This is a genomic window from Paenibacillus sp. MER 180, from assembly GCF_023713665.1.
In the GTDB taxonomy this organism is placed as follows: domain Bacteria; phylum Bacillota; class Bacilli; order Paenibacillales; family Paenibacillaceae; genus Paenibacillus_B; species Paenibacillus_B suaedae.
Map to the genome: position 1 here is coordinate 1 of NZ_JAMAVT010000012.1, position 24806 is coordinate 24806.

The 24806-nt window shown below is 42.0% G+C and carries 25 protein-coding genes; 18 read left to right on the plus strand and 7 right to left on the minus strand.

Annotation, left to right across the window (positions count from 1 at the left end; all coding sequences use genetic code 11):
* Window positions 1-148: 148 nt before the first annotated feature.
* Window positions 149-700 carry a helix-turn-helix domain-containing protein gene (locus M3661_RS19125; protein WP_065293112.1) on the minus strand — a complete coding sequence of 184 codons (552 nt, stop codon included), beginning with the start codon at window positions 698-700 and terminating at the stop codon, window positions 149-151.
* Between the two features lie 114 nt (window positions 701-814).
* Between M3661_RS19125 and M3661_RS19130 the strand changes: the two genes are divergently transcribed.
* From M3661_RS19130 to ribD, 4 genes are read left to right on the plus strand one after another with little or no spacing between them, the layout of a single operon-like run.
* Window positions 815-1267: a DoxX family protein gene (locus M3661_RS19130; RefSeq protein ID WP_251487621.1), complete on the plus strand. Its 453-nt coding sequence runs from the start codon at window positions 815-817 to the stop codon at window positions 1265-1267.
* Window positions 1264-1923: an alpha/beta hydrolase gene (locus M3661_RS19135; RefSeq protein ID WP_251487624.1), complete on the plus strand. Its 660-nt coding sequence runs from the start codon at window positions 1264-1266 to the stop codon at window positions 1921-1923. The genes M3661_RS19130 and M3661_RS19135 overlap by 4 nt, the downstream gene beginning before the upstream one ends.
* A 55-nt stretch (window positions 1924-1978) precedes the next feature.
* On the plus strand, window positions 1979-2743 hold the full coding sequence (locus M3661_RS19140) for a GTP cyclohydrolase II (protein WP_251487627.1): 765 nt from the start codon (window positions 1979-1981) through the stop codon (window positions 2741-2743).
* Window positions 2736-3839, plus strand: a complete 1104-nt coding sequence (gene ribD, locus M3661_RS19145) for a bifunctional diaminohydroxyphosphoribosylaminopyrimidine deaminase/5-amino-6-(5-phosphoribosylamino)uracil reductase RibD (protein ID WP_251487948.1) — start codon at window positions 2736-2738, stop codon at window positions 3837-3839. Before M3661_RS19140 ends, ribD begins: the two co-directional genes overlap by 8 nt.
* A gap of 349 nt (window positions 3840-4188) precedes the next feature.
* On the opposite strand, the gene M3661_RS19150 is transcribed toward ribD, so the two are convergent.
* The 5 genes from M3661_RS19150 to M3661_RS19170 form a co-directional block, all read right to left on the minus strand.
* Window positions 4189-4494: a hypothetical protein gene (locus M3661_RS19150; protein ID WP_251487630.1), complete on the minus strand. Its 306-nt coding sequence runs from the start codon at window positions 4492-4494 to the stop codon at window positions 4189-4191.
* Between the two features lie 221 nt (window positions 4495-4715).
* Window positions 4716-5111: a VOC family protein gene (locus M3661_RS19155; protein WP_072730277.1), complete on the minus strand. Its 396-nt coding sequence runs from the start codon at window positions 5109-5111 to the stop codon at window positions 4716-4718.
* A gap of 162 nt (window positions 5112-5273) precedes the next feature.
* Window positions 5274-6062, minus strand: a complete 789-nt coding sequence (locus tag M3661_RS19160) for a GNAT family N-acetyltransferase (protein ID WP_251487634.1) — start codon at window positions 6060-6062, stop codon at window positions 5274-5276.
* A 189-nt stretch (window positions 6063-6251) separates the two neighbouring features.
* Window positions 6252-6470, minus strand: coding sequence for a hypothetical protein (locus M3661_RS19165; protein ID WP_028533469.1), 219 nt, complete (start codon window positions 6468-6470; stop codon window positions 6252-6254).
* A gap of 63 nt (window positions 6471-6533) precedes the next feature.
* Complete coding sequence (locus tag M3661_RS19170; protein ID WP_251487636.1) at window positions 6534-7193, minus strand: SGNH/GDSL hydrolase family protein; 660 nt, start codon at window positions 7191-7193, stop codon at window positions 6534-6536.
* A gap of 286 nt (window positions 7194-7479) precedes the next feature.
* Here M3661_RS19170 and M3661_RS19175 point away from each other — a divergent pair, with 286 nt between their 5' ends.
* From M3661_RS19175 to M3661_RS19235, 13 genes are all read left to right on the plus strand, one after another.
* Window positions 7480-8127, plus strand: a complete 648-nt coding sequence (locus M3661_RS19175) for a 2OG-Fe(II) oxygenase (protein ID WP_251487639.1) — start codon at window positions 7480-7482, stop codon at window positions 8125-8127.
* 273 nt (window positions 8128-8400) lie between these two features.
* On the plus strand, window positions 8401-9048 hold the full coding sequence (locus M3661_RS19180; RefSeq protein WP_251487641.1) for a TetR/AcrR family transcriptional regulator: 648 nt from the start codon (window positions 8401-8403) through the stop codon (window positions 9046-9048).
* A 284-nt stretch (window positions 9049-9332) separates the two neighbouring features.
* Window positions 9333-11651, plus strand: a complete 2319-nt coding sequence (locus M3661_RS19185) for an ABC transporter permease (RefSeq protein WP_251487644.1) — start codon at window positions 9333-9335, stop codon at window positions 11649-11651.
* Between the two features lie 4 nt (window positions 11652-11655).
* Window positions 11656-12414, plus strand: coding sequence for an ABC transporter ATP-binding protein (locus M3661_RS19190; protein WP_251487648.1), 759 nt, complete (start codon window positions 11656-11658; stop codon window positions 12412-12414).
* 363 nt (window positions 12415-12777) lie between these two features.
* Entirely contained in the window at window positions 12778-14256 is a 1479-nt protein-coding gene (locus tag M3661_RS19195; protein ID WP_251487651.1) for a CDP-glycerol glycerophosphotransferase family protein, read from the plus strand.
* A gap of 19 nt (window positions 14257-14275) precedes the next feature.
* A complete protein-coding gene (locus M3661_RS19200) occupies window positions 14276-15331 on the plus strand; it encodes a pyridoxal phosphate-dependent aminotransferase (protein ID WP_251487654.1) in 1056 nt (351 codons plus the stop codon).
* An 18-nt stretch (window positions 15332-15349) separates the two neighbouring features.
* A complete protein-coding gene (locus tag M3661_RS19205) occupies window positions 15350-16084 on the plus strand; it encodes a phosphocholine cytidylyltransferase family protein (protein WP_251487658.1) in 735 nt (244 codons plus the stop codon).
* Window positions 16081-16920 (plus strand): LicD family protein, encoded by an 840-nt coding sequence (locus M3661_RS19210; protein WP_251487660.1) that lies wholly within the window; start codon window positions 16081-16083, stop codon window positions 16918-16920. Before M3661_RS19205 ends, M3661_RS19210 begins: the two co-directional genes overlap by 4 nt.
* Before the next feature lie 31 nt (window positions 16921-16951).
* Window positions 16952-17299 carry a methyltransferase domain-containing protein gene (locus M3661_RS19215; RefSeq protein ID WP_251487663.1) on the plus strand — a complete coding sequence of 116 codons (348 nt, stop codon included), beginning with the start codon at window positions 16952-16954 and terminating at the stop codon, window positions 17297-17299.
* Between the two features lie 95 nt (window positions 17300-17394).
* Window positions 17395-18579, plus strand: coding sequence for an IS256 family transposase (locus M3661_RS19220; protein WP_251487666.1), 1185 nt, complete (start codon window positions 17395-17397; stop codon window positions 18577-18579).
* 128 nt (window positions 18580-18707) lie between these two features.
* Entirely contained in the window at window positions 18708-19025 is a 318-nt protein-coding gene (locus M3661_RS19225; RefSeq protein WP_251487670.1) for a hypothetical protein, read from the plus strand.
* Between the two features lie 108 nt (window positions 19026-19133).
* Window positions 19134-19661 (plus strand): GNAT family N-acetyltransferase, encoded by a 528-nt coding sequence (locus M3661_RS19230; RefSeq protein ID WP_251487672.1) that lies wholly within the window; start codon window positions 19134-19136, stop codon window positions 19659-19661.
* A 587-nt stretch (window positions 19662-20248) separates the two neighbouring features.
* A complete protein-coding gene (locus M3661_RS19235; RefSeq protein WP_251487674.1) occupies window positions 20249-22921 on the plus strand; it encodes a DUF4855 domain-containing protein in 2673 nt (890 codons plus the stop codon).
* Between the two features lie 133 nt (window positions 22922-23054).
* On the opposite strand, the gene udk is transcribed toward M3661_RS19235, so the two are convergent.
* On the minus strand, window positions 23055-23678 hold the full coding sequence (gene udk, locus M3661_RS19240) for a uridine kinase (protein WP_021252782.1): 624 nt from the start codon (window positions 23676-23678) through the stop codon (window positions 23055-23057).
* Window positions 23679-23943: 265 nt separating this feature from the next.
* On the opposite strand from udk, the gene M3661_RS19245 reads away from it, so the two are divergent.
* Window positions 23944-24663, plus strand: coding sequence for a YebC/PmpR family DNA-binding transcriptional regulator (locus M3661_RS19245; RefSeq protein WP_251487676.1), 720 nt, complete (start codon window positions 23944-23946; stop codon window positions 24661-24663).
* Window positions 24664-24806: the final 143 nt, after the last annotated feature.

Here is a 24806-nt window from a genome sequence, read left to right on the forward strand (position 1 = left end):
GACTTCCCTGCTCGGTACGAGCATCTTCGCAAATTGCACTCAAACGATTGAACCGCCGTATACCGAACGGTACGTACGGTGGTGTGAGAGGTCGGCTACTCAATTAATGGGTAGCCTCCTACTCGATTCCTACGAACATCGCTTATAGTTAGATGAGCTCCCGATTGTTGTCGTTCTCCGTATAGATGGATATTAGAACGATGGCAGTGTCATCACCGATGTTTTTCACCAAATGGGGTGTACATGCGTTCCAACTGAAGGAATCACCTTTTTCAAATTCAGCCGCGTCTTCTCCCTGCTCCGCGTAGATTCTTCCCTCAATGACAATATGAACCTCCTCACCTTCATGCGCATGTGGAGCAATCCCCGTCGAAGCCCCTGGAGGAAACTCAACGACCATCATCCTTACGTTCTTCGTAGAGCTTAAGTGCTGCACTGTTAACTTATCAGAACCGCTTGTCGTAATGCTTCGCTCATCTTTACGAACAATATTCATCCGATCTTCTTTCTTTAATAGCAAGTAAGCTAAAGGTACTTTTAGTGCTTTTGCGATGTTTTCTAGAGTTGATATGGAAGGGGAAGTCTTATTAGTTTCCACTTGACTCATGAATCCTTGTGATAGACCAGTTTCTTCGCAGATTTGAGCAATAGTTATATTTTTTCGTTTTCGGATAGCACGTATTGTGGAGCCAATATCCATAGGACTGCACCTCTTTAATATTAGTGATAACAAATATAATTATATATTAGCAATTTTTTTGTTGACACGCTACTTGCTTTTGATTAGTATTACTAATATGAATTTTATTTCTTTATGACTAATATTATTTTGAGGGTGATTTGTTTGACGAAGACAGCTGCAGTAACAATTATTATGCGTGTAGTGCTAGGAATCATATTTATGTTTCATGGTATCGCGAAATTTCAAATGGGCATGACTAATGTTGAGGCGTGGTTCAGTTCCATTGGTATCCCTGGATTTGCGGCTTATATCGTGGCGCTGCTTGAGCTTGTGGGCGGTATTATGCTGATAGCGGGATTGTTTACCCGTTATGTATCGGCGTTATTCGTAGTAATGCTTATTGGTGCAATACTGACTGCAAAACTCTCCGCCGGACTTCTTGGCAATGCTCAGATGGCTGGCTATGAGTTGGATCTTGGATTTATGATGGTTTCTTTATACCTTGCAGTGGCCGACCGGTCGCCATTCTCGCTTGACCGCATTATTATGGCAGGAAAAGCGTCTCAAAAAGGGTGGTTCAAATGACTCCGTTTTACCAATATGACGTTCACCTGCCTGCCAATGTAGTACCGAATAAGAAATACCCGGTTATTTTTACGCTGCACGGTAAAGGTTCTAATGAAAGAAATATGTTTGGCTTGGTAGCACCTATAAGTGATGATTTGATTGTCATTGGGATTCGCGGTAATCTACCGCTTGGTGCAGGATATCAATATTACGAACTGAAAAGTTTGGGCAATCCCATTCGAGAGATGTTTGATGAGGCGGTAAAACAACTTGAAGCTTTCATTCAATATGCGATGGATAAGTATCCGATCGATCCGGACAAATGTTACTTGCTCGGCTTCAGTCAAGGCGCCATTTTATCCATGACGCTTGCACTTACAATGGGAGATCAACTAAAGGGAATCGTTGCGTTGAATGGATACATTCCTGACTTTGTAAAGACGGAATATTCACTTCGAAGTCTGAATAATGTATCGGTATTTGTCTCGCACGGTGAGTATGATTCCGTATTCCCAGTCAGGATCGTGCATGAAACGGCGACATATTTAAAGGAACACACGCAACGAATCACATTAAAGATATACCCGACCGACCATGGCGTTTCGGAAGAAAATCAACGTGATGTTCTGGATTGGCTTAGGTGGGATGCTGGTTTAACCATTAACAGGGTATAAAAGTTGTTTCGTTCATAATAAGACATAAACATTGGTTAAAAGAGGAGTTGTGTTAATGCCTGCTGTTAAGGAGTTTGATCCCAAAGTCATTTCTCTTCTACAAGAGAGAATTAAAATGATCAATACGGAAAACGGTGCCATTTATCTGGTCGGGCCAATAAACCTTCCGATTAATTTGCGGGGGGAGACCGTTCAGTTTAAATGGTATTGCTGGTTGAATTGCAGCGAGGTAACGGAAGATTTTGAGCATATTGTTGCCAAATTATCGAATGTGAATTTAGCTGAATTTCAACAATCGAGTGTGCTGGTGCACGGAGACTTCGAGAATGTAGATCATGCTTTAATCCGGTTCCATTCCATTTGCCACACGGGGGATATTTTCGGCAGCAAACGCTGTGATTGCGGATATCAGCTAGAGCAGTCATTGGTGCATATTGCCGAACATGGAACTGGCGCGCTGTTTTATCTTGCCAACCACGAAGGCAGAGGGATCGGGCTTTTCAGTAAAGCGCTGGCTTATATCCTTCAGCAAAATGGTTACGATACCGTAGATGCCAATCTTAAACTTGGATTTGTTGACGATGCCCGTGACTATAGTGATGCGATACAAGTACTAAATGTCCTTCGGACCAAACCGGTTACACTAATAACCAATAACCCTAAAAAGATTGATGCGCTTCGAAACGCAGGCATGGCAGTGGAAGATCGGGTACAGCTTTGGGGGGATGTATCGGAATATAATGAAAAATACTTAAAAACCAAAATCGAGCGGTCGGGACATATAAACGAAGGGAATGGCTCCTGCAACAATGATGAATAACCATGAATTCTATATGCGGCTGGCCATACAGAATGCAAAGGTCATGAAGGGGCAGACTGATCCCAACCCGCTTGTAGGGTCTGTGATTGTCAACGAAAACCGCATCGTGGGCATCGGGGTTCATATGAAGGCAGGCGAACCCCATGCCGAAATCCATGCGATCCGCATGGCTGGAGAGCTTACGCGGGGAGCGACCATCTATGTGACGCTTGAGCCTTGTTCCCATTATGGCAGAACAGGGCCATGCGCAGTTGCTATTGTTGAAGCAGGCATTAAAAAAGTGGTGATCGCAGCACTTGACCCTAACCCGCTCGTTTCGGGGAGAGGGGTGGATATACTCCGGGAGGCAGGAATCGAAGTCATCACGGGAGTATGTGAAGAAGAATCTTACCAAATGAATGAGGTTTTCAATAAATTCATTGTCCAGCATATTCCGTTTGTAACTTTAAAAACAGCTATCACGATGGATGGGAAAATCAATAGCTACTCTTCCGATAGCAAATGGATTACTTCAGAAGCGGCTCGGGAAGATGTCCACGTTCTTCGCAATCAGAATGCCGCGATCTTAGTTGGCGTCAACACGGTGCTTATAGATGACCCCGAGCTTACAACAAGGTTACCTAACGGTAGGAATCCGATACGCGTGGTTTTGGATTCCTCTTTACGGTTACCTTTGGATGCTAAGGTGGTTATAGATGGAAAAGCCCCCACTTGGGTGTTCACAACAACTTCTCACGACGTCGAGAAGAAGGCGGCATTAGAAAAGGCAGGTGTTAAAGTCTTTGTTACGGAACAGACGGGCAGGGTCAATCCAATCGAAGTTATTCAGCTTTTGGGCAGGGAGATGATTTCTTCCGTTTTGATAGAAGGCGGGGGTGAAATCAATGCAGCCTTTTTTGAGAATAAACTCATCGACAAAGTCATTATTTACATGGCTCCGAAGCTGATAGGTGGTCGGAATGCATCGTCCTTTCTCGGCGGGAGAGGGATCGAAAAGATGAGTGGCGCTGTAGAGCTTCACAATGTCAGTGTGCAGCCATTAGGTAAAGATTTTAAATTTGTGGGTTACCCATATGCAAAAGCCCAGCACCGGTAAGGTACTGGGCCGTTATTTTCTTCTCTAAAAACATGTAAATGACACAATGCTTCTTAAATCGACTCCAGTAAACATCCATCCAAAACCGGTCCATCTAAAACCTGCAACGGATCTACGTCCTACAAAGGTCGGGAAGAACCAGAACGAGTTCCCATTTCTCAACCACACATACGTGTTGCGGAATAAACAACCGGAAATAGCTCCGGGGTCGATGGCGAACGCTGTAGCTGGGGGTTGTGGTGGTGCAAATTGTGGAGGAGGGGATGATGGTGCCTGCTGTATTCCTTGTGGTCCTTGAGGCGACATAAATGCCATAAGATTTCACTCCTTAGATTAGGCTTGATCAGGCCTATATTAATGAAATGGCGAGTAAATTGAACAGCACTAGGGGCAAGACGAAATCATTTTGGAAACCAGGAACAAAACCGCGACTAGTCCCATGGCTTGGAAGTCGTAAGTATAAAATTCCTCTTTCACAGTGGATAAGCAACCCTTCAAAAACATCGCCATCCATCGTCTCCACTAGAACAAGTTTATTCATATGGTTGCGGCATATATTTCCTATGTGATCTTGAATGGATCTTACGTTATGCATAGTCGTTGGATCCATTCGATACAGTGTTTGTTCTTGTTGCCCCTGTTGTTGCAAGCTCATGGTCGTGACCTCCAATTTAGATTTGTTCATTTTCTCCATCGTATGCAGATGCCTATAGGGGAGTGACGATCTATTCAGAAGATGAGGGGTAGCTTGTTGAAAGCAATAAAGGTACCTTGTACGATATTAATGAAGCATCTCTCACGTATATAAAATAAGGTATACCTGAAAAACCCGACCTCTCAAGCGGCCGGGTTTTTCTATGTGTAAAGGGAAAAATTCTATTTTGCATTCTTATCTGGCTGATGAATCCCAAAAGTATTTCCCTCGGTGTCAATATAATACCCCTGCCATGCCATTCCGGGTAGTGCATGCTTCGGCAATGCGACTTTTCCTCCTAGCTTTAGAATTTTTGTTTCAGTAGAATCGTAGTCTTCCACTCCCATTGTACATGCATAGCCATTCAAAGGCTGACCTGATTCAGGGGTAGTGCCTTTACGTTGCATCAAAGCCCCGTTAATGCCCAGTTCATTTGCATCCCCAGTCGTAGCTCCGAAATAGGGCATTCCAGCATAATCGCTCCAATCCTCAAATGTCCATCCAAATACCTCTCCATAAAATTTCTTAGCACGTTCCATGTCATCTACATGAATTTCAAAATGAACGATTCTGCCCATGATTACCTCCTACGTTTTGATTTTCTAAAATCCTATTATGCATGCTTTTTGTTTCCCCTAGATCATTATTGTAAATACGCAAAAAAATAATACATTTCATAATATGATCAGTTAAAGGAGAAGATTTACACATTACAGGTGTATAAAGAAATGTTAGAGGATCTAAGGTTGGTTTCTGTTCACTTTGTTATTAATAAAATATGTGTCATAAGATTCCTTGAACGTGTATCCCAGCTTTTTTGCTAGCTCAACAGACTCAGCATTCGCCGCATCCCAACTCGGGTATTTCCCTCTATCCAGACAATCTAAAATCAGTACAGAGGCAACAGTTGCTGCAAGTCCCTTCCTTCTATGGTTAGGGTGACTCGCAATTTCGATCTCGATTCCGTCATCATAGATGCTAAATGATGTTGCCGCAGAAACAACCTGCCCTTTATGTAAAATAGCATACCCGATTCCTCTTTCCATAAAATCATCAATCGAATCAAACTGACTGACAAAGTCTTCTGAGAGCTCATGTAAGGAAGGGGCGCTAGCTATCTCTTTATCGATTTTTTTAATTTCATATTCTTCAGGTAATGCAGACAGTAGACTCTGTATGTGTGCTCTATCCAAATCCCCAGAATCTTTTTTAAATCTGAATCGCTGAAATTTCTCATAGGATCCTTTGTAAACCGTTTCTATCCGCTTTTTCCATCCATCCGAATCAACAATTGCAAGCGTAAATTCAGGAAGATTGTGAAGTAATTCTTCAGATTCTTCTGCGCTGGGGTTCCCCGCATAAAACACAAAAATCCCCACAGTGATTTGAGCAACAGTTGGATTCTCAAGGTTGTCTACCCAAGCGTCACCCATATGTCCTTGGAGATAAGAGAGAACAATCGTGCTATCCATATGTTCGAACATAGGCACCAATTTTTGTCTTACATTGTGATCTGCTTTATAAATCATTCAATTCCTTCTTTCTAATAATAGTTTCCTGTATTACCATATCATGCACCCACCGATATTGCTATATTAGGATTCCGGCCATGGCCAGTTAAGCAGCTGCAAAAATGCGAAAAAGGGAATATACAGGTCATTTCAAATGACTTTGTATATCCCCTTTGTATGAGAACTGCTCAACTTGTTATGTACAAATTAGAACAGCTTCTTGATCGAATCAAAAACACCGCTGGCTTTATCTACGGTCAATTTCGCTTTTACACCCTCGATCAATGCATTGATCTGATCATTTGGCAGGTCAATCCCTATTACAGATTCGATCGCCGAGACAGGATCACTCATAAATTTAGATGAGAAGTCTGGGTCGTTTTTGACTTTAGCAACGACTTCTTCAATTTTTGCTTTGATATCCATGTGCAATCCCTCCTTTGGATTTGTACTAATTTCATTCTTCGCTATTATACTAGAACTTATTCGTTAAGTAAAAAGCGGGGGATTGTTTGGGAAAAGATATGGCGCCAACTTCGCTGCAATCACTTGATGGCCCCTGTTGTTCGGGTGTATCGGCAAAAATCCACCCAGTGCATCTTCAATCTTTCCATGTTGAAATCCATAGATAAGCTCGGCCTGCTTCCTTTCAAACCACTTATGGGCGGGAGCTACCGTAACATTAAAATGATTGGAAATTTCACTGATTAGAAGGTTTAATTTGCTTACCGCATCAACGGCAAGAGGGCTTTTGGGAAATGGATTGTATTGGGTGCAGCAAACGATTCGAGCACAGCTTCCTGCTTGAATTGTAGTGAAAATGGAGCTTAAATTGCGTTCATAGTTTGCAATCATATGTTTTACTTCCGGTGCTGTTTTAGATCTAAGCGCGGCTAGTGCCGTGTTCGCTAAGTCCACCCCGCCAATCCATACCGAAACGACAGAGGAATGGCTGATTACAGGGGCCCCGCGCCAAATCAAAGCATCCAATAGATTATAGCTGTTCCAACCAGGCTGAGCCAGAACAAAGCCTTGGGCTCTGCATGATTTTGAATGTAACGCAGAGACGATCAATCGGGGATAAGACTGTGCTAGTGAAGAAGCATTTTCCCCAAATGTGATGGAGTCCCCAAGAGCCGTATAGATCATAATGATATCACCCGTTCCACTCTTTATCATAAAGACAACGTCAACCACCAGATGAAAACAATAACAATGATAACGTTTGACTGAATGCTCGTGTATTTTCGTCACATACAGCCTAGAAACATTATATTGCGGCTGCGTATTAGTTGTGAATCAGGAATGTATGATTCGGAATGTAGAGGTAAAGGTGAAAGTGGTCTGTACCTTTCTAAAAATTAGTAGAGCGGAATGACCATTTTATGGTATCTTATTTTTGTGATTGATGTCATTAACTGGGGGATACCTAAGGATGATCGGGAACGCGACGGAGAAAGAACGTACTATTTTTGATCATGTCGGAAGCACTATCAAGACAGAAGATCGAGAGATTCGAATCCTTGCCAAATATGAGGAGCCCTTGGTTGTGGTACTAGGAAATGTCCTTAGTAATGAAGAGTGCGATGAACTGATTGAACACTCAAGAGATCGGCTGCAGCGCTCCAAAATCGGAGAAGACCGTTCAGTCAATCAAATTAGAACGAGCAGTGGAGTATTTTGTGAAGACAGTGAGTCGGTCGCAAGGATTGAGAAGCGAATCGCTCATATCATGAATATTCCGATCGAGCATGGTGATGGTTTGCAAGTGCTGCTCTATACCCCCGGTCAGGAGTATAAACCGCATTATGATTACTTCGCTGAGACGAGTCGGGCAAGTGGCAATAATCGAATTAGTACACTAGTTATGTATCTGAATGATGTGGAGGAAGGCGGAGAAACGACCTTCCCTAAGCTTAATTTATCCGTGTTCCCTAATAAAGGCATGGCGGTCTACTTCGAATATTTTTACAGTAATCCTGAATTAAACGAACTTACCCTGCATGCAGGTACACCTGTAAGCAAAGGCGAAAAGTGGGTCGCCACGATGTGGATGAGAAGACAAACCTTTCGAATTTCATAGGTTTGGAAGGAATGCCCTTGCCCTTTGCCGAAATATTCCTTGATTACATACAAATCATTGGATTCGGAGGGATAGGTTATGTCAGTAATCATCACAAAAGCTCGACCTGATTAGGTCTGAGCTTTTTTAATACCCAACAAAAGCGTTAAGGGATACTTATTAAACCCTTCCATGTATTCAAGTTTTTTAGGGCAAAAGTCCTTTTTTAATAGATTGGTTTATGTTAACATTTAACAGACAGGCAGTCGGTCTACTAAAGAAAGAGGTATATGGATGAGAATTGTAAAAGAAGCCGAAGAGCGTAGAAATGAAATTCTTGACGCAGCGGATGAGCTTTTTGGCCTGAAAGGCTTTGACGGTGCAAGTACAAACGATATCCTCGATAAGGTCGGGATTGCACGTGGGACCTTATATCACCACTTTAAATCGAAGGAGGATATATTAGACGCGCTGATCGAGCGTTACAATGTCCGTCTATTAGGTGCGGCGCAGGATATTGCTGCTGACAAGAGCATCCCTGTAGTCGAGCGTATTATCCGTGTAGTGATGGCGCTGAACATAAGCGGTGGGAGCAGCAAGGAGATAATGGAGCATATTCACAAGCCGCAGAACGCACTTATGCATCAGAAAATACAGAAGGTCATCATTAACGGCGTTACGCCGATACTGGCGGAAATTATCCGCGAAGGTATCCAGGAAGGCATGTTCAATACGCCATTCCCATATGAATGCATGGAGATGATCGTGATCTATGCAAATAACGTGTTGGATGATGATGTGGTTGAATTGACGGATGAAGAGCGGATGTTACGTATGCAGGCATTTGTTTATAACATAGAGAGACTGCTTGGGGCTGCAGAGGGAAGTCTAATTCACACGATGAAGATGTTCGGTAACATAAACGGAATACATGCCGAGTAGTCAAATAGAACTACATCATTCGGAAAAATTGTGAATTTTTTCTTGAGATCATGAAGGCTTCGTATCCGACCAAAACGTCCTAGTTTCAAACGGAGCCGGAACATATAAGTTCTCGTTCTATCTTCAGGGAAGATAGCCATATGACTAGTGACAGATAACAGGGAAGGGTTGCTTAGGTTACTTATGAACATCGCTGACTTATTGCTGCGATTTTGTTCTGCATGGCTTTTGTGATTCTGTACGACTTGAAATCGGTTAAGAAGTTCAAGGAACAGAGGTGACGTATGCATTTCAGGATAATCCGTAATGACATGTTGAAGAGCAAGGCAATAACCCTGACAACGATGATATTTGTTGCCGCTGCGGCAATGCTTGTCTCACTGGCGGCAATTCTCATCGTCAATCTAACAGGCGCGCTAGACACACTTATGATTCAGGCGAAAACGCCGCATTTTATGCAGATGCATTCAGGTGCACTTAACACAGCACGGCTGAATGCTTTTGCGGAGCAAGATGCTAATGTTGAAGACTTTCAAGTGCTTGAGTTTTTGAATATGGACGGCTCGCAATTCCGCTTTGGCAATCGTTCACTTGCTAATAGTGTGCAGGACAATGGTCTTACTGTCCAGAGCGAGAAGTTCGACTTCCTCTTGAATCTTGACGGCAGTCCTATCCAAGCATCCGATGGGGAACTGTACGTTCCGATCAGCTACATCAAGGACGGAATCACGAAGATTGGCGACAAGGCGAACATAAGCGGGAAGGAGTTCACGGTTGCGGGCATGCTTCGAGATTCGCAAATGAATTCCTCGTTAGCTTCTTCGAAGCGAATGCTGGTCAGCAAGCATGATTATGAGGAGTTAAAACATGCAGGGAACGTCGAGTACTTGATCGAGTTTAGACTCAAGGATTTGTCTAAGACCAGTGAATTCGAAACGGCTTATGCCTCTTCTGGACTCGAAGCGAACGGGCCAGCGATTACATATTCTCTCTTCAAAACACTTAACGCGATTTCCGACGGGATGATGATAGGAGTGATTCTTCTAGTCAGCGTACTTGTTGTAGCAATCGCATTGATGTGCATCCGCTTTACACTCCTGGCGAAGATCGAAGACGATTACCGCGAGATTGGCGTGATGAAGGCGATAGGGCTCCGCATTTCCGATATCAAGGGAATTTATCTGGTAAAGTATGCGGCGATTGCAGCGGCAGGCTGTGTGCTCGGTTATGCACTTTCTTTTGTATTCAAAGGGATGCTCCTTGAAAATATCCGCATGTATATGGGAGAAAGCGAGAACACTTCTCTTGCTATGCTGTTCGGGGTAATCGGCGTACTGCTTGTATTTGGGGCAATTATTGCTTTTGTAAATGGAGTGCTAAGACGCTTCCGGAAAATATCCGCTGCCGAAGCCATTCGATATGGAACCTCTCAGGAAAAGGCCTCGGGCGCAAAACGCTTCAATCTGAGTAACAACAAACTGTTCCATACCAATGCTTTTCTTGGTATCAAAGATGTGCTTGCGAGGAAGAAGCTATACGTTACAATGCTTGCCGTGTTGGTGATTTCGGCATTTATCATCATCGTTCCTCAGAACCTCTACAACACCATTTCCTCAAAAAGCTTCATCAAATATATGGGGATAGGCAACAGCGATATGCGCATCGATATACAGCAGACTGACCATATGTCTGAGAAGGCAGCTGAAATGCTCAAAACAATGAGCAGCGATAGCGCGATCTCCAAGTATGCGGTACTCACAACCAAAACATTTAAAGCTAAGATGGAGAATGGCTCGGAGGAAAGGGTAAAAATCGAGCTCGGAGACCATTCCGTATTCCCAGTGCAATATTCAGAGGGTACGGCTCCACGTGTAGAAGATGAAGTGGCGCTGTCGGTCATGAACGCCAAAGAGCTCGACAAAAAAGTCGGCGATACCATGACTCTGGTGATAGAAGGGAAAGAAAAAAATCTCAAGGTAAGCGGCATTTATTCTGACATTACCAATGGAGGCAAAACCGCAAAGGCGGTGTTTACCGATCAGTCGGCAGAGATGATGTGGGTTGTGATCAGTGCGGTGATTGCCGACAAATCGCTAATCGGTAGTAAAGTTTCGGAATACACGGATAAATTCCCTTTTGCAAAGGTGTCAGACATCGATGAGTTTATGGCACAGACATTTGGCTCGACAATCAGTGCTGTTGGCAAGGCATCCTATTCCGCAATTGCCGTTGCGTTGTTGATAGCGGTACTGGTTACCTTGTTGTTTATGAAACTGCTTGTTGCAAAGGATAGATACTCCATTGCCGTTATGAAGGCATTCGGTTTTACAAATTCGGATATTCAGGCGCAGTATGTGACGCGTTCCGTGTTCGTGCTGATTGTGGGCATTGTCCTTGGAACGCTTCTAGCCAATACGCTCGGAGAGATGCTTGCGGGGGCAATGGTCTCTTACTTTGGGGCGTCGGCGTTCCAATTTACGGTCAATCCACTGTCAGCATATCTGCTTAGCCCACTAATGATGATCGGTACTGTGCTTATCGCAACCATCATAGGTACATCGAGAGCAGGGCAAATCAAAATTTCCGAAAGTATAAAGGAGTAGGCATATGAAGAAGATCATTATCGGCGATCAACTCGTAAAATCTTTCGGCGAGGGTGATGAGAAGCGGAATGTTCTCGACGGTGTATCCGTTGAAATTAATGAAGGCGAATTCGTCGCGGTCATGGGACCTTCAGGATCGGGAAAATCAACACTGATGTTCGCACTGAGCGGAACAGATGGCGTAAATGGCGGTAAAGTCATCATGGACGATAAGAATTTAGCGGAGATTGGCGAGAACGAGTTGTCTGATATACGCAGAACAAAAATGGGGTTTGTCTTCCAACAGCCGACGATGTTGAAAAACCTGAATATCCTCGACAATATCATTCTTCCCTCTATGAGGGACAATCGAAAGAATGCTGCACAAATTACGGAAAAGGCAAGGGCACTCATGAAGAGGGTAGGCATTGCGGAGCTAGAAAAGCGCGACATTACACAGGTGTCGGGTGGTCAGCTTCAGCGTGCAGGGATATGCCGTGCGCTTATGAACAGTCCCAAAATTATTTTTGGCGATGAACCTACGGGTGCGCTTAATTCGAAGTCGGCACAGGAGATTATGGACATCTTTTCTAAAATCAACGAAGCAGGTACTGCTGTCATGCTTGTTACTCACGACGCCAAGGTTGCGGCACGGACGGAGCGCATTATGTTCATGCGTGATGGAGCGATTGTGAGCGAGTTGAGTCTCCCTAAGTTTACGGGGACAGATATGGACGGCAGGATCGAGCAAATTACAGTGAAGATGAGGGAAGTCGGCATCTAGTAATTGCAAAAGCGAGACATGGGGATGGAGATTTAAATCCTGTGCATAATAGAAGTTTGTAGGATTGGGAAATATACTATTATTGTAAATTAAAACAGCCGGCTGGGGAGGTCGGCTGTTTATTGTTGTTGGAATTCTCTATTATTTGTTATCTGAATTCATCCAAGTCATTACTATTAATCTTATGTAGTATTTTGTCGATAGTATATACAAGGTGACAAGTCTAGTAGCATGAAAATACGAGCATAACCCCATGGGATTTTTGTAGTGCCTTGTAGATGGTGAAGGGGTAAAATAATGACGGAATCTGTGGGCACGTATTTCAAATATTGACCTTAATTTGGTCACTAAGGTGTCTGTAGTATGCACGTTGATGGAGTGAAGAAAAGTATGCGCTTAAATCAGAAAAAACAAATTTTAGAGTTGATTACTACGATAGAAGAAGGCACTGATTATGTAATAAATAGAGGTGCGAGCAATACGACTGAAATGATGCAAGATTGCATTAATAGTTTGGTGTTCTTCGCTGATTTAATGAAAGAGGAGCAAAAAGTTCGCAGTTTAATTGAAAATGCAATTCATAATTTTGAATTATTTATAGATGGAAAAGGGACAGACTTATTATTAAAAAAAGTAAAAAAGACAATAAAAGATATAAGACTTTATATCATAAATGATGTAAAAACGGAAATAGAAATAGCGTTCATGCCTTATAAGTCCTCAATGTGGGATTCGTTAGAAAGTATATATAGAGAAGCAAAAAACGATCCGAATTGCACTTGTTACGTAGTTCCTATTCCATACTATGAAAAAAATGAGCAGGGTGAATTCATTAAGTTTTGCTATGAAGGGAACGAATTCCCAGAAGATATAGATATCACGTTATTTGAAATGTATGATTTTGAAAATAGACGTCCAGATATTATTTATATCCACAATCCGTTTGATAATTACAATAAACTTACTATGGTTAACCCTCGTTTTTTTTCAGAGAATCTAGCACAGTATACAGATATGCTAGCTTACGTACCATATTATGTGGCTGGAAGTTCTGAGAATAAAAAAATGAACTTACTACCTGCGTACAAAAATGCAACAAAGATCATTGTACAATCAAACAACACAAAAGAGGGGTATATCTCCAATGGAATAGAGCCCCATAAAATAATGAATTTAGGCTCCCCTAAACTTGACGCAATGATTATTGAAAAAAGCGAGCAGAAAGAAATTCCTTTCTATTGGGAACAAGTCATAAAAGGTAAACATGTAATTTTATTTAATACAGGAATTGCCGATCTTCTGTCCGTTGATACTTGGTTTGAACAAACAGAGCAAGTATTAAATTCCTTCATGGACTATGAACAATGTGCCTTCATTTGGCGTCCACATCCACTTACTGAAATTACAATAAAGACAATGCGTCCACATCTATGGGCTACTTTTGAAAAACTTGTAAGCAAGTTAAAACGGTCACCCAACATTATAATTGATAATAATAGTGATATTTATCCCGCTGTCACTGTTTCTGATGGTATCATAAGTGATTACAGTTCAGTTATGCTGCAGTATATTATTACGGGAAAACCCGTTCTAGGATTATTAAGTGAAGACATGAGTAAACAAGATAGATATTATTATTCTGATTATCTTGGTTGCTATTTTGTAAATCAAGATGTAACAGTATCCCAATTTGTAAATATGGTAGAACGTAACGAAGATTTTAAAAAAGAAGACCGTGTTTCTAGATTTAAAAAGAGCATATCTAATGCGGATGGAACGTGCGGAAAAAAGATTCACCATAGCATCAAGAGTGAGGTAATGCAACAGCTTTCAAACGTTTGATGCAGAGAGGTGCTATAACATGTACTACGTAAACCCCAATATAAAAAATTTATATAGAACATCATATAACGAAAGTCGTAAAGATTACATTCGTTTGGATATGAACGAAAACCCGGAAGGGCTACCGGTACAGTTTTTTGAACAAGTAATGGGAAGTATAACTCCTGAATATGTTGCGATGTATCCTGAGATGACATCATTAGTTGAACAATTAGCTGGATATTTGGATTGTGAACCATCAAGTATTTGTTTGACAAATGGATCTGACGATGCAATACGATTGCTATTCGAAGTCTTCGGAGAGTCAGGTAAGAAAGTAGTATCAGTTAGCCCCAGTTTTGAGATGTACTCCGTCTATATGAAAATGTATGGAATGATACATGCGCCTGTTATTTTTAATGATGATTTTGAAGTGTCCTTGGACAGTGTACTGGATTCTATTGATAGTGATACCGGTATTGTGGTCTTACTTAACCCCAATAGTCCTATTGGATCACCTTGGCAAGAACATGAAGTCAGAGAGATTATAAAAAAAGCTCATGAAAATTGTGCTTTGGTTGTAATTGATGAAGCGTATCATTATTTTTCTCCCAAGACTTTTATACATTGTACAAACGAATACGATAACGTGTTGATATTTCGAACATTTTCAAAGATGCTTTCTATCGCCGGATGTCGAATCGGCTACATCATTTCAAATGAAGAATTAGTTAGTGAAATAAAAAAAGCATGTTCAACATACCCAGTGAATTGTTTTGCGATTAAATTTGCAGAAAAAATATTAGGAAATCCCCAAATTATTGATGCATTGACAGAGATAGAGAGACAGGGGAGAGAGTATTTACTAGATAAACTTAAAAAACACGGTTATGAATATCACTTTAATTCTGGGAACTATGTACTTATCAAAAGTAAAAAGGATCCAAAGCAGATTTTTTCATTGTTAAAGGAAAAGAATATTTTAATCAAAACCTATAACCAACCTGTACTAACTGACTGGATTCGAGTAACAACCGGGAGTATTGATGTTATGCGTATATTTTGGGAACAATTCGAAAGCGTGGAGAATGGTTGAGAGGAGGACAGGTAGAATATGAAGGCTATTTTGTTAGCTGCGGGAAGAGGAACAAGAATTTCAAGAATGATTGAAGAAATTCCCAAATGCGTATTGCCGGTAGATGGGATACCGTTAATTAGAAGAAGTGTGATGATGTTTTTAGAAAGAAATATTCAACCCATTGTATGTGTAGGATACTGTGAAACCAAAATTTATGAAGCGTTAGAGGGGCTAGACGTTACCTATTATTACAATCCATTCTACGATGTAACAAATAGTATCGCTTCTTTCTGGTTTGCCAAAGAAGAATTGACGGATGACACTATTATTATGAATGGTGACGTTTATATCGATAATGATATTTTAAATTTAATTATAGAGACAGAAAAAGAATGTGCTCTAATGGTAGACACCGGTAGAACAGAAGTCGGCGATTATTTTTTAACCTTAGAAAATGGATATATAAAAAAATACGGGAAGAATCTCCCCTTAAGAGAACGAACTTGTGAATATGTAGGGATAGGTAAGATTAAAGGGAAATTCCTGGTGGAATTTAAAGAGAAACTAGATAGTTTGATTGGAAGCCAACAGCACCAATTATGGTGGGAGAATATATTATATTCATTTGTAGAAGAAAAAAATATCGAAACCATTGATGTTAAGGGAATGTTTTGGTCAGAAATAGATTACTTTGATGACTATGAGAGAATTTTGGCTTATACATCGAAGGACAATGAAAGAGAAAAAGTAATAAATGGTGATATGAAATGATAGAGGGAATAGACTATATAAAATTAAATGATGAGGATTTGAAAAAGTTACATGAGGAGATGCTACAACTTCTTATAGAAGTAGATAAAATATGCAAAAAGAATAACATACCGTATTTTCTCGCAGGTGGCACGTTACTAGGAGCAATTAGGCATAAAGGATTTATTCCGTGGGATGACGATATAGATATCCATATGTTTAGAAAAGATTATGAACAATTTTGCGAAATTTGCAAAAAAGAATTAAATAAGGACAGATATTTTTTACAAAATCAATGTACAGACGAACACTATAATTGGGTTTACGGGAAGTTAAGATTAAAAAATACATCATTTATCCGGGCAGGACAGGAACATATTAAACAAAAGGATGGAATATTTATTGATATTTGCCCAATTGATAATTTGACATCTGGTGAGTATAAACAAAAACTTACTACTCTCATATGTAAAATGTGCAGGAAACTATTATGGGCACAAGTAGGTAAAAAAAATGCAGGCACTGTCTGCAGTAGGGTATTATTTAAAGTATTATCATTAATCCCCCGTACACTAACCATCACTATTTTTAATTATTTTTCCAGTATTTATAACAAAAAAGAAACTCCGTTCCTAGTATGTCATAATGTGGCTGGTCATATTTACAGACGTGAATGGTATGACGAGACGATATTGGTGGAGTTTGAAGGTCTCAAATTTCAAGCACCTAAAGGGTATGATGATATTTTATCCTCTATGTATGGGGAGTACATGAAGTTGCCACCAATAGAAAAGCGAAAAGGGCATATCTATGCGTCATATATTAAATTTTTGGATGGGGGAGAATTAAAGTTGTGAAAAAAATCCACCCATTGGAGGAGGATGCTGGTTGACCAGAGTATATAATGATCATATTCAGATTGATCCCTCCATTGATATTGATGCACCTGTAGTCCTATGTGGTGATAGAGACAAAAGTAAGATTGGAGCTTGGACCACTTTTGAATTAGAGAACAGATTTCCACTCTTAAGCATAGATAGAGATAGTGTTGTACTGGAGGTTGGATGTGGAACAGGCCGCATATCTAAATATATTACTTCTGTAGTAGATACTTATGTAGGTGTAGACTACGTTAAAGAATTCATCGATATTGTACAACTGCGTGAAGATATTGAAAAAAAAGAATCCACCTATTTTATTCATTCGTCGATTCAAGAGTTAGCGAAGAGAGCGTAAAATATCTTGTGTAAATAGATAAATAGCAAAAAGGAAGACCTTTTCTTGTAGAATTGAGCTACCACACTACAATCCATAGAAAAGAGGTCTTCCCTATGAATCATTTTACATCAGATTTGGTTCAAGCTCTAGTCACAAAACAGGATGTGACTGAAGTTTTTCGCACTCATCTTGAGGCAGCTATGAATCGCTTGTTAGAAACAGAATTAACCGCCTTCTTGGACTATGAAAAGTATGACCGTATTGGAGTGAATTCTGGAAACTCTCGTAACGGCGGATACATACGTACACTTCATACCGAATATGGAGACCTGCGGCTTCAGATCCCGCGAGACCGTAATGGAGAGTTTAAGCAGCAGACCGTGGCCCCTTATAAATGTTCCAACGACACGCTCGAATCGTTTGTCATCCACATGTTCCAAAAGGGCGTAACGATGACGGAGATTGCTGAACTCATTGAAAAAATGTATGGTCATCACTATACTCCACAGACGGTATCGAATATGACAAAGGCAATGACCCAGCAAGTCCAATTCTTTGCAAAACGTGCACTAACCAAGCGATATGTTTGCGTCTACATCGACGCTACCTATATTGCAGTTAAACGTGAAACGGTCTCCAAAGAGGCCGTGTACATTGCCGTTGGTATTCGTGAAGATGGTTCTAAGGAGGTATTATCGTATACCATTGCTCCAACCGAATCGGCCTTTGTATGGAATGAGCTGTTATTGGACGTGAAGGAGCGTGGTGTAGAGGAAGTCTTGTTGTTCATCTCCGACGGATTAAAGGGCATTGTCACAGCAATTGAGCAAGTATATCCAAAGGCCAAATACCAATCATGCTGCGTACATGTAGCACGTAATATTGCTCATAAAGTACGCGTATCTGATCGGGCAAGCATCTGTGATGACTTCAAAGCTGTGTACCGAGCAGAAGATGAGCAGGCTGGGAAAGCTGCTCTAGAGGCTTTTTGTGAGAAATGGAAAGCAGTTTATCCCAAGGTAATTAAATCTCTGCGTGAGAACCCATACATCTTTACGTTCTATAGCTTTCCGAAGCCAATTTGGAAAAGCATCTATTCAACCAATCTCATTGAGTCGTTTAACAAACAAATTAAGAAGTATACAAAGCGAAAAGAGCAATTTCCACATGAAGAAGCACTAGAGAAGTTTCTGGTATCGCAGTTCGAGAGCTACAACCAACGGTTTGCTACTCGATGCCATACTGGCTTTGACCGAGCACGTGCTGAACTCCAAGCTATGTTCAGCATTAGAGACTAATACAGTCTTCTACAAGAGATGGATATTTTCATTTACACAAAATTCTTGACGCTACCTTAGCGAATGGTTCTGTTACATTTCCAGTTCAAAAAAATTTTAATCGTTTTATTATATCAGGCGGAGTATTTATGTACATCAATGATGATGAAGTAAAGGATGTACTTGGAAAACTCATCAAAAGATTTGATAAAGAGTGTATTATCTATTTATCTGAGCCGATTGCATTGAAAGAAAGATTGACATTAAACAATTTTTATTCTGAAGATTTAGAAAATGAATATAGCGCAATCTATAGAACCGAAGAGGAATACGTTAATATTTTCGACATTTTATTTAAAGAAGGTTTTGAATTAAAAGTAAGTGAAGAGTTTTTCTATGACGATATCAAAAATCAAAAAGAAACGAAACAGTGGATGTTTATTTTACATAGGAATGAAGCTTCTTAATTAAATGCAGCTAGCAACTACACCGAGGGACATATTCGCTTACATGTTTGTATATTCTTTATATAGGCTTCTCGTACATGTAAACTATAAGGCTGGGGGGCAGCTGCGTTGACGGTTATCGAAACGAATCAGTTAATTCTTCGCAAGTTGACTTTGGATGATGCGGAATTCATGTTAAGGCTCTTGAATGATGAAGCATGGCACCGCTATATCGGCGATAAAGGAATTCGAACGGTTGAGGGTGCGCGTGACTATATTGTGAATGGTCCGATGGAGAGCTATGAGCGACTAGGTTTTGGTTTGTTTTTGACGGAATTGAAGGAAGATTCGACTCCTATCGGATTGTGCGGACTTATCAAGAGGGACTCCCTGACAGATGTGGACATCGGCTTTGCCTTCCTCTCTGAGTTCCGTGGGCGGGGATACGCCCATGAAGCGGCTACCGCAACATTGGAATACGGTCGATCGACGCTTGGTTTAGAACGCATAGTAGCAATCACCACGATAGACAACGAACGATCCGGTCATCTGTTAGAGAAAATCGGAATGAAGTTAGAGGGTCACGTTGCTACAAATAAAGAGGAACTGAAATTGTATGCATCTTGCTTCTCGAGTAAGTCGGAGCAAGAACAGTAGACCTATTACGATTTAGGTAGATCAGAGTCTTTATACATTCAAAAGGAGCTCTTCCAAATGGACGAAGCTCTTTTTTGCATAGGAAGGTATTAATTTCATTTGTCCTTACTTGGATCTGATCGCTTCGGGACTCGATGAATTATCATCCACTCTACAATGATGATGTTGATGACTAATCCGACCCAAATGTTGACCTCAAGTATCTGTATCAGAATGGGCTCGATGCCTTGGAATGGCATATCACGATTCCTGTAAGATAAATAAGGATGCATAAGAGCACATCAAGGTGATCTCTCCGTGAGGAATTGCAGTCAATTGGGTGTGCTATATTTAGGGGTGGATCCTGGCAAAATCAAATAAAATGATGTCTTGATAGAGTAGGTAAACAAAAGTATACAAAAGTAATGATTAATCTATTTGAATAGGACAGAAAGTCTCTTATTTTAAAAGTAAGCGCTATCATATACGTGGGTTTTATCAGTTGAAAAGGGAGGGGGATATGAAACCGCAATAATATTCAATCAAATTACATGCTTACCGAATTTGATGACATTCATAATCTTACATATAGAAAGGGAGTTCAATTAATGAAAAAGAAATGGTTATCCATCGTAATGTCTACGGTGTTAGCCCTCTCAATGATGGTTCCATTAGTACAGGCGGAGGAGGCGAATACGTCGTTGCCAGCGAGTGAGCAATATACGGCGCAGCAAGCTGCTGAACCTCAGCAAGGGGAGCGCAATCTGGCTCTAGGTCTCCCTTATGAATGGTCGCAAGCACCAGAAGCAGGGTATGCTGATGATGGCTATAAGCTGACAGATGGCAAGTACGGCAAGGTCACGAAGTCAGACCCGGCATGGGTTGGACATTTGAAGAAGAGAACGCGTGAAGTGGTATTTGACCTCGGTGAGAACAAATCAATCTCATCCGTTAAGGCTCATTTCTTGCAGGATTGGCCGAACAACAATGTCCTTTTACCGTTAACCGTGTCCATTTATGTATCGGACGATAAGGAAAATTGGGGTTTGTTATCTCATAATGCACTCCAAACGTTATGGATAGACGGACAGCATGAAGAGGCGTTTGAATGGAAGGGCAACAAAGAGGGAATCAAGGATCCGAACAAAGAAGGATTGGCGTACGGTGGCATCGCTTATGCACGTTATGTGAAGGTAAGCTTCATGATGCATAACAGGGCGATGACGTTAGTCGATGAAATTGAAATTCTAGGCGAAGACGGCAAGGTGCAAGGAGCAGAAACTGTTCCTACGCAGACGCCAGCCTTCCAAGCACCGGGAGAAGCGACTGCCGGAATTAGCGATCTTGGGCTGCTGTACAACGGGCACTATGCGAATGGCAAGGGTGATTGGTCGAAGGAGCGCATCATTCCGAATATTAGCTACGTAGATGAGGCAGGCAATCCGAAGGATTGGCTGTTCGATGGAGTTCTCTATCTTGGTTTAGATACGCCAATGGGCCGTAATTTGGGACTGAACAGCAAGCTGGACGACTGGAAATGGTACTTGGAAAAGACATTTGCAGCGCAAGGAGATATGTATCAATTAAATGAAGCGACCAAAGAAGTCGGGGCGAAGCTGAACGATCCTAACCGTAAAACGAAAGTCGTGTATATGATCCCATATCCAGCAGAAGGCATCGCTGACTTCGGTGATATTGGCGATGGCAAATTGAGCTTCAGCGACTCGATCGGTGTGGAACAGGCACTTGCTAACCGGGTGAAGGCCGTTCACTGGTGGCTGGATCAAGTGAAGCAGAAGTGGGCTGCTGCCAACTACTCCAATTTGGAGCTTGTCGGCATGTACTGGTTAGATGAGCAGATCAGCACACATAGCAAGGGACCAGATCTGCTTCGTGCAACAAGTGCCAAGGTACATGACATGGGCATGAGGCTGTTCTGGGTTCCGTTCTTCTCAGGATACAAGTCATTCATGTGGAAGGATGTTGGCATCGATAATGTGGCTTACCAGCCAAATTACTTCTTCGAGAATGACATCGATCCTGAGCGCTTGCCGGACGCAGCGTACTTAGCGAAACAGCACGGCATGGGCATGGAGCTGGAGTTTGATGACCGGATGCTTACGGATAACCATTTCCGTGAGAAGTATATCGAGTACTTGAACAATGGTGCAGAAACTGGGTTTATGCAAAACGGATATAATGCTTACTATCAGGGCAATGACGCCGTATATAATACAGCTGTAAGTAAGGATCCATCCAATCGAATCTTGTATGATTGGCTGTACCAATTCGTGAAGGGCACATACAGCGTGAATAGCGGCGTCCCTTCCGATGCTGACGTACAAATGAACGGAAAACTGCTGGAGAGCCATACAACAGTGCCGGCCACAGAGACGGTGCAATTTACATGGCAGCTCAAGGATGACGACGGAAGCGGCATTACTAAAGTTACTGCGACATTCGACGGCAAGCCGTACACAGCAGGTACGCCAATTAACTTTGCGGGCAAGCTTGGCAAGCATGAACTTACGGTTACGGTGACTGCAGGCAAATCAAAGAAGACAACTTATATCATTGATGCAGGAACAAATGTGGATCTCATCAAAACATTAGTTGATCAATTCGAGCAAGAGAACCAGTTCAAAAATCCGGGGGCGGCTCGCTCCTTGCAGGCTCATTTGGATAATGCGAAGAGATTCGAAGGTAATGATGAAAAGTTCAATAAGTTTATCAAGATGTTCAATGCGATGCTGGAGTTCCAGAAGATCAAAGGCCACATTGCAGATGGTGCTTACAACACGCTGAAGGATAATGCTTACTACCTTCTTGGCAACTTGGCGGAAAATAAGGCGGTTGAAGCTTCCTCGGTAGAGAGCAATAGCCCGAATTACATGCCGCAAAAAGCAGTGGACGGATCCCCTGCTACGAGATGGGCAAGCAATTATGTAGATAATTCATGGTTCACGGTTGATCTTGGTGGGGTGAAGGAGTTCGATACGATCCGCATTGATTGGGAATACGCTCGCGCCAAAACATACAGAATCCTCGTGTCTAACGATAAGAAAGAATGGATAAATGTCACGACGAAGAACGATGGAATCATAACGGCTCAAGATGGGCGGGACACGATTCACTTCACGCCGACAGAAGCGAGATATGTGAAGTTCGAAGGAATTCAAAGAAACACGGACTATGGCTACTCCTTCTATGAATTTGGAGTATACAATATTTTTGGAGCCGATGGCATGAAGACGCTGGAAAGCTTCGAACCTACAATGTAAAGCCATAACAGACAGAGAGGGAGAGTATCTCCCCCCTGACTGTATACCATTTAGCAAAAAGCCACTTGGCTCATAATAAAATAAGCCGCTCGAATGGCAGATGTAGGTCTGCCATTCGAGCGGCTTCTTCACGTTAATTCCATTCGCTCGTCAAGTATTTCTCTGTCAGCACGGACAGCATATGAATGCCTACCTCGTTCTGACCGCCTTCTGGAATAATCAGGTCAGCGTACTTCTTAGAAGGTTCGATAAATGCATCGTGCATCGGCTTGACCGAAGTCAGATACTGGTTGTAGACCGAATGAATCGTCCGACCGCGCTCTTCAATGTCGCGAAGTACACGGCGTAGAATCCGTACATCTGGATCGGTGTCCACAAATACTTTAATGTCGAGCAATTGACGTAAATTTTCATCGAACAGCACATGAAGCCCTTCGATGATGATGATATTATTCGGCTTCAGCTCTACCGTCTCATCCGTGGAACGGGCATGAACGGTAAAGTCGTATACCGGTGCATAAGCAGTTTTGCCTTGCTTGAGCAGGTTCACATGCTCAAGCAGCAGCTCGTTGTCGAATACGAGCGGGTGGTCGAAGTTAATCACTTCGCGTTCAGCCATGCTGAGGTGAGAATGATCTTTGTAATAGTTGTCTTGGGAAATGAAGGTAACTTTATCTGATCCAAGACGGTCAATGACGGACTTGGCAACCGTTGTTTTGCCGGATCCGGTGCCTCCGGTGATACCGATAATGAGCATGGTGATTCACTAAACCTCCCTAACAAAATAGCGGGTGCAATTACAGTATTTTAACACAGCTTTCTGTTTTTTACACCTTTGTACGAATTAACAGTGTGAACGGATATCTTGTTTGCTAGAAATGTCTGAATTTTACCGGAAAAATCGCCAATATAACTAGCTAAGAATTGAAATTCAAAAGTTTTCATATTTGCCCAAGCTCTCTCGAAAAGATATAATTATATGGAGTATGCATACTTTATGCGGAAAGAGAGCGAGATACAGTATGGGGCGTAAATGGAACAATATCAAGGAGAAAAAAGCATCCAAGGACACGAATACGAGTCGTATATATGCGCGTTTCGGGAGAGAGATCTACGTTGCAGCGAAGCAAGGCGAGCCTGATCCCGAGCTGAACCAATCATTGCGATTCGTGGTTGAACGTGCCAAAACATACAATGTACCAAAGGCGATCATTGATCGCGCGATCGAGAAAGCAAAGGGCGGCTCCGATGAGAACTATGATGAGCTTCGTTATGAGGGCTTTGGTCCAAGCGGTTCCATGGTGATCGTAGACGCTTTGACCAATAACGTGAATCGCACTGCTTCGGAGGTTCGTTCCACATTTAACAAAAATGGCGGAAGTCTCGGCGTAAGCGGCTCTGTAACGTATATGTTCAGTCCGACGGCCGTTATCGGTCTGGAAGGCAAGAGTGCAGACGATGTTCTGGAAATCTTGATGAACGCCGATGTAGACGCACGCGACATCTTGGAAGAGGATGAAGCGGTAATCATCTACGCGGAGCCGGATCAATTCCATGTTGTTCAGCAAGCGCTGAAGAATGAGGGCATTACGGAATTCAGCGTAGCTGAAATTACGATGCTGCCCCAGACCGAATTAGTCTTGGACGGCGATCAGAAGGCACAGTTCGAGAAGCTGATTGATGCGCTCGAAGACCTTGATGATGTGCAGCAAGTCTACCACAACGTGGATCTGGAAGGATAGTCGAGCCGCAATACGATATGAATCATGAAAAAAGACACCCGAATGGTGTCTTTTTTCATTTCTGTTGAGAGAAAAACAGCCACCTACGTCGAGGTACCAATGGTCAATAAGTTATAACGCTTAAATTTTTGGCCGACACGAAA

Bases quoted from the DNA above. Each gene is read 5' to 3' on its own strand.
- M3661_RS19130 (WP_251487621.1), top strand. From the start codon at position 815: ATGACTAATATTATTTTGAGGGTGATTTGTTTGACGAAGACAGCTGCA.
- M3661_RS19180 (WP_251487641.1), top strand. From the start codon at position 8,401: ATGAGAATTGTAAAAGAAGCCGAAGAGCGTAGAAATGAAATTCTTGAC.
- M3661_RS19205 (WP_251487658.1), top strand. From the start codon at position 15,350: ATGAAGGCTATTTTGTTAGCTGCGGGAAGAGGAACAAGAATTTCAAGA.
- M3661_RS19210 (WP_251487660.1), top strand. From the start codon at position 16,081: ATGATAGAGGGAATAGACTATATAAAATTAAATGATGAGGATTTGAAA.
- M3661_RS19195 (WP_251487651.1), top strand. From the start codon at position 12,778: ATGCACGTTGATGGAGTGAAGAAAAGTATGCGCTTAAATCAGAAAAAA.
- M3661_RS19150 (WP_251487630.1), bottom strand. From the start codon at position 4,494: ATGAGCTTGCAACAACAGGGGCAACAAGAACAAACACTGTATCGAATG.
- M3661_RS19140 (WP_251487627.1), top strand. From the start codon at position 1,979: ATGCCTGCTGTTAAGGAGTTTGATCCCAAAGTCATTTCTCTTCTACAA.
- M3661_RS19185 (WP_251487644.1), top strand. From the start codon at position 9,333: ATGCATTTCAGGATAATCCGTAATGACATGTTGAAGAGCAAGGCAATA.
- M3661_RS19200 (WP_251487654.1), top strand. From the start codon at position 14,276: ATGTACTACGTAAACCCCAATATAAAAAATTTATATAGAACATCATAT.
- M3661_RS19220 (WP_251487666.1), top strand. From the start codon at position 17,395: ATGAATCATTTTACATCAGATTTGGTTCAAGCTCTAGTCACAAAACAG.
- udk (WP_021252782.1), bottom strand. From the start codon at position 23,678: ATGCTCATTATCGGTATCACCGGAGGCACCGGATCCGGCAAAACAACG.
- M3661_RS19235 (WP_251487674.1), top strand. From the start codon at position 20,249: ATGAAAAAGAAATGGTTATCCATCGTAATGTCTACGGTGTTAGCCCTC.
- M3661_RS19190 (WP_251487648.1), top strand. From the start codon at position 11,656: ATGAAGAAGATCATTATCGGCGATCAACTCGTAAAATCTTTCGGCGAG.
- ribD (WP_251487948.1), top strand. From the start codon at position 2,736: ATGAATAACCATGAATTCTATATGCGGCTGGCCATACAGAATGCAAAG.
- M3661_RS19170 (WP_251487636.1), bottom strand. From the start codon at position 7,193: ATGATCTATACGGCTCTTGGGGACTCCATCACATTTGGGGAAAATGCT.
- M3661_RS19160 (WP_251487634.1), bottom strand. From the start codon at position 6,062: ATGATTTATAAAGCAGATCACAATGTAAGACAAAAATTGGTGCCTATG.
- M3661_RS19155 (WP_072730277.1), bottom strand. From the start codon at position 5,111: ATGGGCAGAATCGTTCATTTTGAAATTCATGTAGATGACATGGAACGT.
- M3661_RS19135 (WP_251487624.1), top strand. From the start codon at position 1,264: ATGACTCCGTTTTACCAATATGACGTTCACCTGCCTGCCAATGTAGTA.
- M3661_RS19175 (WP_251487639.1), top strand. From the start codon at position 7,480: ATGATCGGGAACGCGACGGAGAAAGAACGTACTATTTTTGATCATGTC.
- M3661_RS19125 (WP_065293112.1), bottom strand. From the start codon at position 700: ATGGATATTGGCTCCACAATACGTGCTATCCGAAAACGAAAAAATATA.
- M3661_RS19165 (WP_028533469.1), bottom strand. From the start codon at position 6,470: ATGGATATCAAAGCAAAAATTGAAGAAGTCGTTGCTAAAGTCAAAAAC.
- M3661_RS19245 (WP_251487676.1), top strand. From the start codon at position 23,944: ATGGGGCGTAAATGGAACAATATCAAGGAGAAAAAAGCATCCAAGGAC.
- M3661_RS19225 (WP_251487670.1), top strand. From the start codon at position 18,708: ATGTACATCAATGATGATGAAGTAAAGGATGTACTTGGAAAACTCATC.